The sequence below is a fragment of the [Actinomadura] parvosata subsp. kistnae genome (assembly GCF_900323885.1).
Classification (GTDB): domain Bacteria; phylum Actinomycetota; class Actinomycetes; order Streptosporangiales; family Streptosporangiaceae; genus Nonomuraea; species Nonomuraea composti.
Map to the genome: position 1 here is coordinate 201913 of NZ_OOHJ01000030.1, position 15078 is coordinate 216990.

The window sequence follows — 15078 nt, forward strand, 5'->3', positions numbered from 1 at the left end:
GGGCAATGGTCCGCGAACCGACACCCTCACCCACTCGCGCACGAGGTCGCGATCACGGCCTCGACGACGGGCTTCAGGTGACACCGTGGCTGACCGAGCCGAGCACGGCAGCGGCGAATCCGCCCAGGCCGCGTGACCCCACCACCACGAGGTCGGCCGAGGCGCCGGCCGCGGCAAGGACGGCCACCGGATGCCCGTCCTGCACGATGTCGATGATCTCGACGTCCGGCCACTTGGCCCGCCACGGATCCACCCGCTGAGCCGCCTCGCGGGCCGTGTCCACGAAGGCGGAGGCATGCCATGGTCTCCGCGCGAAGACGACGCGCAGCGGCACGCGACGCGCGCCGGCCTGCTCCACGGCGTACTCCATCGCGGCCTCGGCATGCTCGGAGCCGTCGTGACCGACGACCACCCCGCCCTGCGGGGTCCCCGGCGGGTCACGCACGATGACGACCGGTCCGGCGGCGTGCCCGACCGAGCCGACCACCATCCCGGCGAACCCGCCCAGCCCGCGACTGCCGAGCACCACGCTGTCGGCCGGCCTCGATTCGGCGATCAGGGCATCCACGGAGTTCCCCGGCAGCAACTCGGTGATCACCGGGACGTCGGGGGCCAGTCCGCGCGCCCGGTCGGCCGCCGCGGCCAGCGCCCCGGCGCAGTACTCCACGGCGCCGTAGGGCCGCTGCTCGCACACGTGCACGATGCGCAGCCCGAGCCCTCGGCGGCGGGCATCGGCCGCGGCCCACTCCACGGCCGTGCGCGCCGGAGCGGACCCGTCCACGCCGACGACGATGTTGAGCGTCATCCCGCTCCTCCCCTCTCGAATCCCTCACCCCGAACCTCACGCCAGGAGACCGCCGACGCACGGGGCCGAGGTCCCGGGCACCGCGGCCATGGGTCCTCCGCCGCGCGCCCAGGGCCCGGGTCCCCGCCCGTTCAGTTGTGCGCGGATGACGCGGCGGGGGCGAGCTCCGCCTGCGCGGGCTCCGCCGGTTGCCGCCCGGCTTCGGCGTGCTGCTGCTCGGCGAAGCGGGCCAGCGCCTCCACGCTGGTGAGGAACTGTGCGGGGAACACGATCGTGGAGTTGCGCTCCACCGCGATCTCACCCAGCACCTGGAGGTTGCGCAGTTGCAGGGCGATCGGGTGGGCGGCGATCACGTCGGCCGCCTCGGCCAGCCGTCCCGCCGACAACGCTTCGCCTTCGGCTGCGATGATCTTCGCGCGCTTCTCCCGCTCGGCCTCGGCCTGCCGGGCCATCGCGCGCTGCATGGTCTGGGGCAGCTCGATGTCCTTGAGCTCCACCAGGTGCACGTAAACGCCCCACTGCTGGGTGATCTTGTCGAGGATGTCCTTGATGGACTCGTTGAGCGTTTCGGTGTCGGTGAGCACGGTGTCCAGCAGGGAGCGGCCGACGACGTTCCTGACCGTCGTCTGGGCGATCTGGCTGACCGCGGCGACCACGTTCTCGATCTCCACGATCGACTTCACCGGGTCCACCCGCCGGAAGTAGGCCACCGCCGCCACCCCGATGGACACGTTGTCGCGGGTGATGACCTGCTGGGACGGCACCGGCAGGGTGACCGTGCGCATGCTGACCTTCCGCATCCGGTCCACCAGCGGGATCATGAAACGCAGTCCTGGCTCACGCGTGTCGCGTACCTGGCCGAGCCGGAACACCACGCCGCGCTCGTACTGCCGCACGATGGCGATACCGAGATTGGGCACGACCATCGCCTCCTTCGTTCGACTCCCTTTCACCGTCGCCCCCTTTGCCGGTCACGGACCAGAGGCGAACGTCCCACCTCAGGCCGAGACCGGGCCGATCGGCGGGCGAGCCGCGACCTTCGCCCCTGACCCCGGATCCCACCCGGCGGTTGAGTGAGAAGGAAGGACATGTTCACCGGCACCCTTGACGGTGCCCTCGGAGGCAATCATGTACCGGACCGTCACGGCGTTGATGTCCGGTGCCGCGGCCTGCCTACTGGCCACGAGCACGGCCCTCGCCGCAACCCCGACGCCGAGCCCGACGTCACCCGACACTCCCACGCCCACCACCAGCCAGCCCATCACCGAGCCACCGACAGACGAACCGACCGACGAGCCGACGACGCCAGCGCCCGCGGCGGCGATCACGGTGTCGCCGAAGGTGGTCTCCGCCCGGGGTGACTGGGTCAAGATCAGCGTCACCCTGCCAGGCGGCACCGACGCGGCCGCCGTCCACTCGCGTGCCTTCGGCCGTCACCCGCTGGAGGGCAAGACCGCGTTGACCGTGCGCACCCACACCGGCCTTCCCGCGGGCCTCTACCAGGTGTCGCTGTTCGGCAACGGCACCGATCTGGACGCCCAGACCTGGCTGCGGGTCGGCTATCCCAAGCCGATCGGCCCGGCCAGGACCGGCGACGGCGCCACCCAGCCCGACCCCGCACCCTACGCCCTCGGCCTCGGCCTGATCGCGGCGGGCGGCCTGGCCGCCACCGCCTCGGTGCTGCGCCGCCGGAACGATGCCTGAGCGCCGGCCGGGCCGCCGCCGCTGGGTGGCGGCGGCCTGGGCCGCCATGGCCGTCGTGCTCGTCGCCGCAGGGACGTTCCTGCTCCTGTCGACCCGGCACAGCCCCGGACCGCCGCCCACCGTGCAGCCTCCGCCGGCCGCCACGAGCACACCCGCCGACGCCGGCGCGGCACAGGCGCTGCCCCGCTCGGCGCCCACCCGGCTGCTCGTCCCGTCCATTGAGGTGGACGCGCCGGTCGTGGGGATGGGCCGCAACGCCGACGGCACCGCCGGAGAGCCGCCGCTCAGCAAGCCGTACCTGGTGAGCTGGTACGCCAACGGCGCGGCCCCGGGCGAGATCGGTGTCGCCGCCTTCTACGGGCACGTCGACTCGCGGGCCAGCGGTCCCGCCGTCTTCTACCGGGTCACCCAGCTCCGGCCCGGCTCGCTGGTCCAGGTGGAGCGGGAGGACGGCCGCACGGCCACCTTCCGCGTCTACAGCCTCGAACGTTTCCCCAAGAGCGACTTTCCCACCGATCAGGTCTACGGCGACACCGACCGGCCGGAGATCAGGCTGATCACCTGTGGCGGCTCGTTCGACCGCACCACAGGCTCCTACCGAGACAACATCGTCGCCTTCGGCACCCTCGTGCAGAACCCGGCCTGACCATGCCCTGCCCGGACGTGCCTGTCCGCCCGGGCAGAGCCCACGAGGTACCGCACGTGAGAGGAGTGCCCGATGACCGGGTCACGCGACGAAGCGCTCGCTCAGCTCGTCCACCAAGGGGTGATCTTCGCCGATCAGGCGATAGCCGTGCGCGTGGTGCTCCACCACAGCCCGCCACCCGCCCGGGCGCGGTGGGCGGAAGTGGCCGGATACGTCGGCGGCGGCCTGCTGCTGGCCGGCGCCCTCCCCCTGGCGGCCATGTCATGGCGGGGCTGCCGGGAAGGCGCACAAGGTGATCGTGCTGACGGCCACGGCCCCGCCGGCCACCGCGGAGATCACGCCGGCCACACCCGGCGTCGCGGGCGCCGCAGACCTGCTGGTAGCCGCTCTCGGCTACGCCCTGACCCGCGCCGCGCCCCCTCCTACCGGCGTGCGCGTTCTTCGCCGCGTTGACCGCCGGTTCGCTCGCTGACGAACGGACCGACGGATCCGTCCTGTCCGCAGGGTTGTCGCTCGTCGGGCTGGGGGTGGTGTGGACGACGCTGGTGTTGGCCGGCGTGATCGAACAACGGGCGCTCGGCCTGGGGCACGGCGCGGCCATCTCCCTGTCCGACCGCAGGCAGGACGTCGGCTACGATCCCACGATGTTTGGGCATACGTGATGGCGGTGGCCGTGACCTGCCTGCTGCTGTACCGGCGGGAACGGGTCTGGGTGCCGCTGGCGGCCAGCGTCGGCGGGGTCACGCGGCCATGTCCGAGGCGGTCTGGCACTGGACCGGCGGCGCGGTCGGCGGCTCGGCCACTGTGATGATCGCCAGTGGCGTCCTCGTGGCCGCCTCCGTGCTCGGCATCCGATGGCACCCCGTCACACCCCGCACACGCGAAAGGTCGCGAGGACCCTGCGCTGCGACCATGAGCAGGGCGGTTTCGGTGAGTTCCTGAGGGTGGCGGCGGTGCAGCGCCGTGGACCACGGTCATCCTGGCGTGGGCGTCCCCACGACAAGCTTCGCCACCGAGGTGCAAGCGCACGACACCGCGGCGATGCGCAGTGCGGATCCTGGGCGGCACGACGATCGAGCGTTTCTGGCTGGAGCTCGTGGCGTTGGTGCTGCCAGTCCGGCGGGAGCCGTGTGTACCCGTCGGTCAGCATCTGGCCCTCTCGCCGTCGCGTAGCACCAGCCCACCACGCAGGCCGCTCTTCCCTATTACCAAGCCTGCCAGCCGCCGCACGAGCCCGCTCGTGACCGGGGACCATCGGCCCTCACCGACGGGACTTTGGCCTCCGTTCAGTGGCGGATCGGCCACCGATGCTGGCAAGAAGGCGCACGCCCGGCACCTGGCGAAACACGACTGACGAAGGCGATGAGGAACATGCGGCTCAGCTGGCAGGAACATCTCAGGCTGCTGCGGATCGAGGGACGGCTCGCCCACGACGATCCGGCGTTCGTCGCCCGGGTCAGGACGCTCAGCACGCTCGCATCCGAACCACCCGCCACCATGGTCCTTCCGCCCATCGACCGTCTGCTGGCCTGGTTCGACCGGCATATCGTGGCCACCGCGCTGATGGCCGTGATGATCCTCCTCATCCTCCTCATCCTCTGAAGGCCGATCGCGGATACGCAACGGTACGGAGTGACCTCCATCGCGACACCGTCGACCGCGAGTCCGGTGTCGCGATCACCTTCGCATCAGCGGCCTGCCGAAGGCTAGCTGCGGCATCGGCTCCTGGACCAGGCGCAGCACCTCCGGACCGCCGTACTCCCCGGCGACGATGCGCCGGTTGACCGTCATGATGCCGCGCCCTCAGCCCGAGCCCTGATCGTGAGCAACTGCTTGCGCATCATCACGAAGTCGCCCACCTCCATCAGCGCCAGGAAGGCCAGCCCGCGCAGCGTGGGCCGGGCCCGCACCCGCAGCCGGACGACCAGCCGGCTGCCGTCCCCGCTCTCGCGCAACGTGATGCAACAACTCACCGTGCCCTCATAGGCGTGGATGGACAACACCAGCGTGGACGGGGGGTCGATCCGCTCCACGGTGAACCCCGTACCGTCCGGCGCGGTCGGCATGACGTCACCGGCCTGCAGGTGCTGCAGCTCCGGGACGATGCGGTCCGCGCTGGGCCGCCTGGCGTTGTCGATGTGGTCGTAGCTGTACCAGCCGGCCCGGGTGTAGCCGCCCATCTGTACCAGCCACGGCCAGACCTCCTTGGGCGGCGCGTCGATGGTGACGGCCCGGGTGGCCTGGAGGTGGGCGCGCGGTGCGATGTCGTCACCGGGCATCGGGGCGTGTGCCTCCATGCGGGTGGCGCCCCAGCGCTGCTGCCGGGGACGGATGAACAGCAGGTAGGCCACCGCACCCGCGGCGAGCGCGGCCATCGTCCGTCTTGCCGTCATGGGCTTCCTCCTTGTCATCCGAACCCCGCTGCGTGACAGGGCAGGCGGGCGATGTCAGTAGGGCAGGTTCCGTCCTGCCGGCGTTCGCAGGTCGAGCGGAGAGGGCTTCTTCGCCGGCCGGGGCCGCAGGATCGCCTGGACTCGTCGCATGACCCTCATCTCCTCACCCACATCGCGTTCGCGTGACACCAGCGTGCTTCGCGCACGGCCGTTCGGTACAGGGAGGTTGGTCCTCACCCGGCAGGGCCCAACGTCCCTGCCCGGCCATGATCGGGCAGGTGGAAAAGCGGAGACCGAGATCGTGGCCGGCACTACCGCCCGTCACGAAATCCCTCGTCAAGCGATGCGAGCGGCCGCGCCGCGATGACGGCGTGGCAGCGCCGCGATGACGGCGTGGCAGCGCCGTGTCCGCGGGATCCGGCAGGGTGGCTGGATCCAGGCCGTCACCTAGCCGACGAAGTCGCCGAAGGCGCGGCGGGCGCAGGCGTACGGGCCACCGGTCCTGGGGTAGGCGCGGCCGAGGCGGGCGAAGACCAGCGCGGTCGCCATCCAGAGGCCTAGCTTGCGGCGGCGTGGCAATGCCGTCACGGACATGGTGATCCCCTCTCGTTTCGGTCGCCACCAGCACATCAACGCCGCTGGCCGGCGCACGGAGGCGAAGGACACTGATGTCGCCGGCCTTCGTCACGAACCGACCTGGTGGCGGGCGAAGATCGGTTCCCCCCTGGAGCCGTGCGGTCCCGTCGCGCGAGACCGGACAAGGCCGCCGTCCGCGTTTCCGGCCGTTCACGGCAATGCGGCGCTCGAAGCCGGGACGTTCGCCCCTACCGGCGCCTCCCGCCCCGCGAGATGCTTTGATCAAGGAGCACTCACGGGGAAGAAGATGATCCATCATGCTCCCGATCCGCCCCCTCATCATCGGCGCGACCATGGCGGCGGCGGTGACCGTCCCGCTGTCCCTGCCGGTGCGGGCCGCCCAGCTCGCCCCGGTACCGACACTGACCGGCGTCCGCGTCGCGCACCACCCGGGCTTCGACCGGCTGGTGTTCGAGTTCCGCGGCCGGCTGCCGCACACCGTGCAGACCCGCTACGTCAACCGGGTCGTCGACCAGGCCACCGGACGCACGGTCGGCCTCGTGGGCGACGCGCTGCTGCGGGTCCGCTTCGAAGAGGCGAGCACGGCCACCGGCCCGGCCCGCACCACCTACCCACTGCCCGGCGTCATCCAGGTCGCCGCGGCCACCCCGTACAATTCCGAGCTCACCTACGGAGTGGGGCTGTCCAGGCAGGCCCCGTTCCGGGTCTCCAAGCTGATCCGGCCCAGCCGCGTCGTGGTGGACATCACCACTCCCTACCGGACCGTCCCGGTACGCGACTACTTCCTCAACACCGCCAACTACAAGGCCGGCCGGCAGCCGTACACCACGGCGGTGCAGCGGCCGGTCATCCCGCCGGCGACCGCGTACGGCGCGCTGCAGCGGCTGTTCGCCGGCCCCACGCCGGCCGAGCAGGCGCAGGGGCTGAGCTTCGTCTCCTCCAAGGCCACCGGCTTCAGCAAGCTGACCGTCAAGAGGGGCGTCGCCAGGGTCTACCTGACCGGCCGCCTGACCGGCGCGGGATCGACGTTCACGATCGCCGACGAGATCAAGCCGACCCTCAAGCAGTTCCCGTCGATCAGGTACGTGAAGATCTACGACGCTCGCGGGCACACCCAGCAGCCCTACGGCCTGTCCGACTCCGTCCCGCGGAGCCTGGAACCGTAACCGGCGGCACCTGCCCGGGCCCGGACCGTCGCCCCGGCGGCCGGGCCAGGCAGCTCCCGGTCATGAGCCTGATCAGCTGAAGGGCAGCACCGGACGCACGATCAGCATCACCACACGCCCAGGCCATCGGGGGCGGTACGGGCCAGCTCGGCGTCGATTCGCCGGTCGCTCATCCGCCTGATCGGCACGCCGTCCCGGAGCTCCTTGATGGCGAGGGCGCGGACGAGAGCCGCCATCGCGACGGCATCGTCAGCAGACAGACAGATGTCCATGATCCTCACCTCCGCCGTCGAGTAGCGCGGCGACGGGCCGGCGTGGAAGTGGACGGACCGCTCGTCCATGGCCCGGCCGCTGCTGATCATACGCTGCTGATCATGCCGCGCACCGTGGCGTCGTAGGCGGCCACACGCGAGAGGCCGCGCCGACGGCCAGCGGATCCATTCCGGGGAGCGGCTGCTGGCCCACCCGGTGTCCCGGCTGCCGGCGTGAGCCAGGAGGAGGAACTCCTCCTCCACCCCCCACCGTCAGCACCTGTGGCACAGAGCGCCAGCGGAGCTCAGCGGGCCTTCGCGACCGACGCGCCACTCACCGGAACGGGGAGCAGGCACACGATCGCGGCCCCGGTGAGCGCCGCCGCCGTCGCCGCCATGACCGCTCCGCCCAGCACGCCGATGGCCACGACCAGCCAGCCGGGCTGGCCCTCCTGCCACAGCGGCGTGGTCACCAGTGCGAAGGCGCCCAGCGCGACCAGCCAGGAGCCGGCGGAGGCGACCGCCCACCGCCACGCCTTGCGCACCTGGCCGCGCAGCAGCCGCGCTTGCAGCAGGCCCATCGACCCGAGCAGGGTCAGCCCGAGCAGGACCAGGACGGCCGGCGGCCAGCGCAGGATCCGCTCGCCCAGGACGACCGGCAACAGGCCGACGGTCCAGGCGATCACCGCTCCGGCCGCCGTCGCACGCACCCACGCTCGCGTGGGGATCACGGGAAGGGCGGCCCTGAGCACGTACGCCTGCGCGAGGCCGAGGATCGCGCCCTCCACCGCTCCCGCCATGACGATGGCCGCGCCCTGGAGCAACGGCCCGATGCCCAGCCACGTCCACTCGGCCGCCGCCACCTGGGCCGCCACGACGGCCGGCACGGCGAACCCGGCGATCTCCCCCAGCGTGACCGCCTTCGTCCAGCGCCGCCACAGCCGCCCGCGATCCGCCGGAGGGCCGCACTGCTCGGCTACGAGGCGGATGGTCACAACCACGGCGGAACCGGCTCGGGCGACGGTGGCGTGGCCGTGCCGGTCCTGCCCCCGCAACGCGATCCGTACCGGCGCCCCCTCGTTGAGGTTGCGCCACCATCGTCGTGACGGCCTGCTGAGCACGGTGAGCGTGTCTCCGTGCTGCTCGTACTGCACGGGAAGGCGGATGGTGGCCCCGCTCCGGCGGCCGGTGAGGGTCAGCAGGGCGACGCGCTCCGACAGCAGGTCGTGCAGCGGCGTACGCAGCAGGCGGCCGGCGACCGGGTTCACCAGGAGCGTCTGGAGCCGGTCCACGACCCTCAGCATGGTCACGCGCATGACGAGGCCGCCTCAGGTCTTCTCAGGGGAGTGTCGCCGCCGCCCCCACAGCAGGTAAGCGATCTTGCCGATCGGCTGGACGAAGATGCCCAGCCACCACAACCCTCTCCTCCCCCGCACCGTCTCCTTGGGGCAGAACGCCAGGTCGACGGCCGCCGCCGTCGTCAGCGCCATCTCGGCCGACACCAGCGCCATCAGCAGGCCCCGCTGCCGCTTGGACATCTGTTCCCATCGCATACGCCCCCTCCTTCGTCAGCCCGAGTGTGGCAGCGTCGCGGTGCTCCCGGTGGGGCCGAAAGTCCCCAGCTTCGAAGCGTTGGACAGGTGCTCGCGCTGTGGGACCAACGGTGCGAACCGCAGGCCGAAGACCTGCTGTCCTCGCCCTCGGCAGGGCGGAGGGTGGAGTCAGGGAGACTTCCGTGCGTCTGGGCCGCCTGTATGGCATCCCGATCGGCGCCGAACTGGTCGGCGTTGCTCGGGCTCGCCCTGATCGCGCTGATCTTCGCCGACGGCGTGCTGGCCAGGCGGCACGGCGTGCGGGTCAGGTCGATCAGGCTGTGGATGCTGGGCGGTTTCTCCGAGCTTGAGGACCAGCCGCCGGACCCCAGGGCCGATCTCGTCATCGCCGCCGCCGGCCCCGTGGTCGGCGCGGCCGCGAGGCTGCTGCTGGGCGGCGGCTACCTCCTCGGCGAGGCCCTGAGCGCGTCGCCGCTGCTGACCCGGTCCCTGCTCTGGCTGGCCGCCATGAACGGCGTGCTGGCCGTGTTCAACCCTGCTGCCGGGCGCGTCTCTGGACGGCGGGCGGGTGCTGCGTGCCCTGCTGTGGTGGCACCACCACGGCCGGTCCCGGGCCGAGCTCGCCGCCGTCCGCGCCGGGCGTACCCTCGGCCTGGCCTTCGTGGGACTGGGCCTGCTCGAAATGATCTTCTTCAGCCTGAGCAAGGCATCTGGACCGTGCTGATCGGCTGGTTCCTCACGTCCTCCGCCGGCGCCGGAGGGACGGCCCACCTGGTGCGCGGCGCGCTGAGCGGCGCGACCGTGGCCGACGTCATGCACCGGTCCCCGGCGTGCGCGCAAGCCTGGCACACCCTGCAGAGCTGTGCCGAGCAGACCGTCGCCGACTCCGATCAGGATGTCTTCCCGGTCGTGGAGCTCGCGGGCGATCCCGTCGGTGTCATCGCCGCCGACCGGATCATCGCCGTTCCCGCCCAGCGCCGCGCCGAGCTGCACGTCCGCTCGGTCATGACACCGCTGCCCCGTTCCAACGTCCTCACGCCGGACGCTCCCGCCGCCGGCCTGACCGGGCTGCGCCCCCTCGGGCCGTTGGTGGCGGTCGTCGCCGAGGGCGGGCCACGTCACCGGCATGGTTACGACCGGCGACCTGCAGCGCTTCCTGCGCCGCGCGATGCTGGTGACCCCGTCGTCCCCTTCCGCCTCGCAGTCCCGGTGACGTGGCCTTTTCAGGAAGGCGCACCATGACCACCGCCGAGCGGCACTCTCCTCAGGTGAGGACCCGCACCACGGGCGCGCAAGCCGCACGGTGCCCGGTCGCCGCCGTCATCGTGCTGCGGCATCCCTGTCCCCCGCCCACAAGAGCGCGTCGCCGGCCATGATGGCCAGGGACATCATGTGCTCATCACCGAGGACACCCGGACCGCCCACATCATGTCCGTGCCGCTGCCCTCGGTCGATCTGCTGCTCACCAGCCTGGCTCTGACCCACGGCTCTGAGGTCATCGCGGTCACCGTGACTCCCACGGCCGCACAGGCGCCATCCGCGCACCCGACGTTCGGCACGCCGCCACCCATCCAGGGCCACGACCGCGGTCTTCCCGGTCCGGCACGGCCGGGCAGCGGAACAACAAGCGTCATGCGGCAGGCCATCCAGGGCAAGCGAGACAGACCAAGAGTTTCCCGGCAGGTGAGGCTCACTCCGACAGCGGCGGGAAGGCTGATCCGGCAGGGGCAGACCATTGCTCTTCCGGAGGCGGCAGTGCGCGACGAACAGGCCGGCCGGCCCATCCTGGTCGGCTACGACGACTCGCCCGAGAGCCGGCACGCGCTGCGCTGGGCCGTCGAGGAGGCGCGGCTGCGGAGGCTGCCCGTACTGGTCTGCCACGCCCTGCACTGGCCCTACGCCCCGAGGCCGGTCGCCCAGGAGGTCCTCGCACAGATCGAGCAGGTCGCCCTCGGCGTCGTCGACGAGGGAGTGCGCCGCGCCAAGGAACTCGCTCCGGAGGTGGACGTCCAGCCGGTCCTGGGCAAGGGCACGCCCTCGGCGGTGCTGCTGGAGGTCGCGCGTGGGGCGGAGATGGCGGTGCTCGGATGCCGTGGGCAGGGTGGGTTCGACGGGCTCCAGGTGGGAGCGGCCGCCGTGCAGGTGCCGGCGCACAGCGTCAGGCCTGTCGTCGTCGTCCGTCCGTGCCTCCAGCCACCGGACGGCCAGGACGTTCGCGTCGTCGTCGGCCTCGACGGCTCGCCGCCCAGCGTGGCGGCCTTGGAGTTCGCGCTGGAGGAGGCGGCGTTGCGCGACGGCAGCGTGACGGCCCTGTGCTGCTGGTCCGACTGTGGGTCGGCGTCCTGGCCGGAGCCGCTCCCGTTCGTCGATTCCAACGCGCTGCGCAGGGGTGCGGAGGCTCGCTTCCGGGAGGTCGTCTCCCATCTGGCCGCCGGACGCCCCGAGGTGACGGTGTTCATCGAGTTCGTGACCGAACGTCCCCGACGCGTGCTGGTCGACGCGACGAAGGGCGCCACGCTCCTCGTCCTCGGCAACCGGGGGAACGGATCTCCCGCCTGCCTGCTGCTCGGCCCGGTCACCCAGGCGGCGCTGCTCGGCGCCTGGTGCCCGGTCGCGGTGACCCCCGCCGGCGTGCTGAACCCGCGACTGCCACCGGGATGATCGGCGGCCCGGGCTGAGATGGAGGGAGACGAAGAGATGGCTGGACGGATCGTGGCGGGCGTGGACGGCTCTCCGCCCTCGATGGCGGCGGTCGAGTGGGGCGCGGCCGACGCAGGCAGACGTTCGCTGGAGCTGCGCCTGGTGCACGTGTGCGAGCAGTGGGCCCGCGCCGCGGGGACGGCCGAGTACTGTGCCGGGATGCTGGAATCGGCGGCGGACCGGGCCCGCGGCCTGGTTCCCGGCGTGCAGGTCGGCACGGAGATCCTGCCGGGTCCGGTGGTGAACGATCTGGTGAGGGAGTCGGCGGGGGCCGACAGCCTGGTGCTGGGCAGCAGAGGGCTGGGCGGCTTCGCGGGAATGGTGCTCGGCTCCACGAGCCTCGCGCTGGCCGGGCGCGCCGCGAGCCCGGTCGTCGTCGTCCGCGAGGCCGCAACGGTACGGCACGGCAGGATCGTGGTCGGATACGACGGCCGGCAGTCCCGGGCCGCCATGGAGTACGCCCTGGTGCAGGCGCGCGCCCGGGAGGCGGAGCTGCTCGTGCTCCATGCGTGGCGGCCACCGGTCCTGTCCTCGTACGGCTCCGCCTACAGGATCCTCAGCGAAGGTTTCGAGGAGAGTGCGCGCGAGGCCGCCGAGCAGGTCGTACCGTGGCGGGAAGCGAACCCTGACGTGCGCATCGTCGACGACCAGGTCTGCGACCACCCCGTGGCGGCCCTCAGGAACGCTTCGTCCACAGCCGACCTCGTCGTGGTGGGCTCGCGCGGGCTGGGCGGGTTCAGCTCCGCGGTGCTGGGGTCGGTCAGTCATGGCGTGCTCCACCACGCGGTGTGCCCGGTGGCCGTGGTGCCTCCTTCCGAGGCCGCCCACGAAGCTCGCTGAAGGGCGATGCCGAAGAACGGGGTCCGGGCACGGTGACGGGAAGCGGAGGGAGCCACCGGAGGCCGCCGTCCCTGGAGGGGCTCAGTTGAGTCGAGACGATCACCGGCGTCGCCGCCCGCGTCCGGGTGAGCGCGGTGTCGGCATGGGGCCTCGGTGTCACTGCCCGCCGGCGGTCCTTCCGGCAACGCGGTTGGACCGCCTTCATTTGCTTTCTCGGGTACCCCGGGGGGTATCTTGGAGGCATGGAGCTGAACGAGAGCATGGTGGGCGACGCGCTGACCCGCTTGAAGCGGGCGCACGGCCAGCTGGCCGGGGTCATCGCGATGATCGAGGCGGGCGAGGACTGCGCGAAGGTCCTCACCCAGCTCGCCGCCGTCTCCAAGGCGCTCGACCGGGCCGGCTTCAAGATCGTGGCCACGGGCCTGCGGCACTGCCAGGACGCCGACAGGCGCGGCGACGAGCCGCCCATGAGCGTCGCGGAGCTGGAGAAGCTGTTCCTGGCGCTCGCCTGACACCCGGCGGCCACGGGGCGTCCGTGGCCGCACCTTTTTGACCTTCACATACTCCGGGGGGTATAGACATGGAAGTCACGTCGTTCCGGACGCCCGGCCTGGGCGACCAGACCTACCTGCTCACCCACGACGGCCAAGGCGTGCTCGTCGATCCCCAGCGCGACATCGGCCGTTTCCTCGACGCCGCCGCTGAACGGGACGTCGAGCTGCGGTTCGTGCTGGAGACACACGTGCACAACGACTACGTCTCCGGCGCCGAGCAGGCCGCCCTGCGCACCGGCGCCGAGCTGGTGCTGCCCGCCGCCGCGGCGCCCGCCTACCGGCACACGCCCGCCTTCCACCTGGAGGACCTCGACGGCGGCGCCGGGCTGACCGTCCGCCCCGTGCACACGCCCGGCCACACCCCCGAGCACACCAGCTACCTGGTGCTCATCGACGGCGAGCCGGCCGCGCTGTTCTCCGGCGGCAGCCTGCTCGTCGCCTCCGCCGGCCGCCCCGACCTGCTCGGCCCCGAACGCGCCCGCACCCTGGCCCGCCTCCAGCACCGCTCGCTGCGCCGACTGGCCGCGCTGCCACCCGGCCTCGCCCTCTACCCCACCCACGGCGAGGGCTCGTTCTGCACCGCCACCGGCGCCGGCCGCCTGACCTCCACCATCGCAGCGGAGCTGACGGACAACCCGCTGCTGGCCATCGACGACCCGGAGAAGTTCGCCGACACGCTGCTGACCCACCCGATGCCCATCCCCGCCTTCTACCGCCACATGGGCCCGGCCAACACGCTCGGCGTGCCCGCCATGCCGCCCGTCCACGTCCCCGACCTCAACGAGCCCAGCGGTCACGTCGTGGACCTGCGCCCGCGCCACCTCCAGGCCCGGGGCATGCTGCCCGGCTCCTACGGCATCGAACTGGACGACGACTTCGGCAGCTGGACCGGCTGGCTGCTCCCCCGCGACGAGCCGATCACCCTGGTCGCCGAACCCGGCCAGGACGTCACCGAGGCCGTCACCCAGCTCGCCCGGATCGGCATCGACACCGTCCAGGGCGTCGTGCGCGACCTCGGCCAGGCCGCCACCCAGACCTACCGGCTCACCGACCTCGACGCCTTCGTCAAGCTGCTGCTCCAGCCCGACGCGCAGCTCCTGGACGTGCGGATGCCCAGCGAACAGGAGCAGACCCGGCTCGCGGGCGCCGTCGAGCGATTCCTGCCCGACCTGTTCACCCAGGGCGTCCCCGCCGAGCTCGACCCGGAGCGGCCGGTGCTCGTCGCGTGCGCCTCCGGCCGCCGGGCCGCCATCGCCGCCGCTCACCTCGCCCGCGAGGGCTACCGGCCGATCGTGCTCACCGGAGCAGGCGTCCCCGACGTCGCCGCTGCCCTGCGCGACCCTGACGCCGCCTGACCCGCACCAGGAGAAAGCCGTGTCCCCCATCGACCTGCCCTCGACCAGGTCGACGCGCACCTGCGGCGCATCGTCACCGATGCGGGCGGCCGCCTGCTGCTCCTCTGCCCGTCGTGCTGGTGCGGTGGCCTCGGCCTCGGACCCTGTTGCGGATTCCGCTCCAAGCAGGGACGAAGGTCCCTGTCGCCGCGGCTGGCCGTCCGCACAGGATGAGGGGAATCGAACGCATCCGAGGTGATGGCGATGATGTGGTGGGGTTACAACGGCATGAACGGCTGGGGCTATGTGCTCATGGGTCTGAGCACGCTCGTGTTCTGGGGACTCGTGATCACCACGATCGTCCTGGCCGCCCGTCACGCGAGCCGGGTCATCGGCGCGGGACGTACTTCCCCGCCGCCGACGGCGCAGGAACTGCTTGCGCAGCGCTACGCGCGGGGCGAGATCGACACCGACGAGTACCGCTCCCGGCTGGACGTCCTGCAGCGCGGGCCTGAGTATCCGGTTCGCGGCTGAC

The 15078-nt window shown here is 72.0% G+C and carries 18 protein-coding genes; 11 read left to right on the top strand and 7 right to left on the bottom strand.

The annotated features are described in order from the left end of the window. Window positions 1–73: 73 nt before the first annotated feature. From KIS93_RS56720 to KIS93_RS56730, 3 genes are all read right to left on the bottom strand, one after another. Window positions 74–805 (bottom strand): universal stress protein, encoded by a 732-nt coding sequence (locus KIS93_RS56720; protein WP_080039379.1) that lies wholly within the window; start codon window positions 803–805, stop codon window positions 74–76. A 131-nt stretch (window positions 806–936) separates the two neighbouring features. Beyond that, window positions 937–1725 carry a slipin family protein gene (locus tag KIS93_RS56725; RefSeq protein ID WP_080046803.1) on the bottom strand — a complete coding sequence of 263 codons (789 nt, stop codon included), beginning with the start codon at window positions 1723–1725 and terminating at the stop codon, window positions 937–939. A 78-nt stretch (window positions 1726–1803) separates the two neighbouring features. Then, window positions 1804–2133 carry a hypothetical protein gene (locus KIS93_RS56730; protein ID WP_080039380.1) on the bottom strand — a complete coding sequence of 110 codons (330 nt, stop codon included), beginning with the start codon at window positions 2131–2133 and terminating at the stop codon, window positions 1804–1806. Between the two features lie 13 nt (window positions 2134–2146). On the opposite strand from KIS93_RS56730, the gene KIS93_RS56735 reads away from it, so the two are divergent. The 4 genes from KIS93_RS56735 to KIS93_RS56750 all read left to right on the top strand — a co-directional run bounded on the left by KIS93_RS56735 (window position 2147) and on the right by KIS93_RS56750 (window position 4757). After that, the gene (locus KIS93_RS56735; RefSeq protein ID WP_155127600.1) at window positions 2147–2509 is read left to right on the top strand and encodes a hypothetical protein; all 363 of its coding nucleotides are present in this window, start codon (window positions 2147–2149) and stop codon (window positions 2507–2509) included. Further along, window positions 2502–3155 carry a class F sortase gene (locus KIS93_RS56740; protein ID WP_080039382.1) on the top strand — a complete coding sequence of 218 codons (654 nt, stop codon included), beginning with the start codon at window positions 2502–2504 and terminating at the stop codon, window positions 3153–3155. The genes KIS93_RS56735 and KIS93_RS56740 overlap by 8 nt, the downstream gene beginning before the upstream one ends. A gap of 449 nt (window positions 3156–3604) precedes the next feature. Continuing rightward, the gene (locus tag KIS93_RS56745; RefSeq protein WP_155127603.1) at window positions 3605–3817 is read left to right on the top strand and encodes a hypothetical protein; all 213 of its coding nucleotides are present in this window, start codon (window positions 3605–3607) and stop codon (window positions 3815–3817) included. Window positions 3818–4526: 709 nt separating this feature from the next. Beyond that, window positions 4527–4757, top strand: a complete 231-nt coding sequence (locus KIS93_RS56750; RefSeq protein WP_080039384.1) for a hypothetical protein — start codon at window positions 4527–4529, stop codon at window positions 4755–4757. A 185-nt stretch (window positions 4758–4942) separates the two neighbouring features. Here KIS93_RS56750 and KIS93_RS56755 read toward each other — a convergent pair whose 3' ends face one another. After that, complete coding sequence (locus KIS93_RS56755) at window positions 4943–5548, bottom strand: hypothetical protein (protein WP_080039385.1); 606 nt, start codon at window positions 5546–5548, stop codon at window positions 4943–4945. 893 nt (window positions 5549–6441) lie between these two features. Between KIS93_RS56755 and KIS93_RS56760 the strand changes: the two genes are divergently transcribed. Then, window positions 6442–7311: a GerMN domain-containing protein gene (locus tag KIS93_RS56760; protein WP_080039386.1), complete on the top strand. Its 870-nt coding sequence runs from the start codon at window positions 6442–6444 to the stop codon at window positions 7309–7311. A gap of 107 nt (window positions 7312–7418) precedes the next feature. Here KIS93_RS56760 and KIS93_RS56765 read toward each other — a convergent pair whose 3' ends face one another. Genes KIS93_RS56765 through KIS93_RS56775 form a run of 3 tightly spaced genes read right to left on the bottom strand, consistent with a single transcriptional unit; the run spans window position 7419 to window position 9115 of the window. After that, window positions 7419–7826, bottom strand: a complete 408-nt coding sequence (locus tag KIS93_RS56765) for a glutamate-cysteine ligase family protein (protein ID WP_155127605.1) — start codon at window positions 7824–7826, stop codon at window positions 7419–7421. 41 nt (window positions 7827–7867) lie between these two features. Next, window positions 7868–8866 carry a nitroreductase/quinone reductase family protein gene (locus KIS93_RS56770; protein ID WP_230466502.1) on the bottom strand — a complete coding sequence of 333 codons (999 nt, stop codon included), beginning with the start codon at window positions 8864–8866 and terminating at the stop codon, window positions 7868–7870. A 24-nt stretch (window positions 8867–8890) separates the two neighbouring features. After that, window positions 8891–9115 (bottom strand): PLDc N-terminal domain-containing protein, encoded by a 225-nt coding sequence (locus KIS93_RS56775; protein ID WP_080039389.1) that lies wholly within the window; start codon window positions 9113–9115, stop codon window positions 8891–8893. 201 nt (window positions 9116–9316) lie between these two features. Between KIS93_RS56775 and KIS93_RS56780 the strand changes: the two genes are divergently transcribed. The 6 genes from KIS93_RS56780 to KIS93_RS56805 all read left to right on the top strand — a co-directional run bounded on the left by KIS93_RS56780 (window position 9317) and on the right by KIS93_RS56805 (window position 15077). Continuing rightward, window positions 9317–10357 (top strand): hypothetical protein, encoded by a 1041-nt coding sequence (locus KIS93_RS56780; RefSeq protein ID WP_186405052.1) that lies wholly within the window; start codon window positions 9317–9319, stop codon window positions 10355–10357. A gap of 513 nt (window positions 10358–10870) precedes the next feature. Further along, window positions 10871–11776 carry a universal stress protein gene (locus KIS93_RS56785; RefSeq protein ID WP_080039391.1) on the top strand — a complete coding sequence of 302 codons (906 nt, stop codon included), beginning with the start codon at window positions 10871–10873 and terminating at the stop codon, window positions 11774–11776. 36 nt (window positions 11777–11812) lie between these two features. Next, window positions 11813–12655: a universal stress protein gene (locus KIS93_RS56790; RefSeq protein WP_080046804.1), complete on the top strand. Its 843-nt coding sequence runs from the start codon at window positions 11813–11815 to the stop codon at window positions 12653–12655. Between the two features lie 242 nt (window positions 12656–12897). After that, window positions 12898–13167 (top strand): metal-sensitive transcriptional regulator, encoded by a 270-nt coding sequence (locus tag KIS93_RS56795; RefSeq protein ID WP_080039392.1) that lies wholly within the window; start codon window positions 12898–12900, stop codon window positions 13165–13167. A 68-nt stretch (window positions 13168–13235) separates the two neighbouring features. Then, complete coding sequence (locus tag KIS93_RS56800) at window positions 13236–14564, top strand: MBL fold metallo-hydrolase (protein WP_080039393.1); 1329 nt, start codon at window positions 13236–13238, stop codon at window positions 14562–14564. Between the two features lie 237 nt (window positions 14565–14801). Beyond that, complete coding sequence (locus tag KIS93_RS56805; protein ID WP_222108068.1) at window positions 14802–15077, top strand: SHOCT domain-containing protein; 276 nt, start codon at window positions 14802–14804, stop codon at window positions 15075–15077. Window position 15078 lies beyond the last annotated feature (1 nt).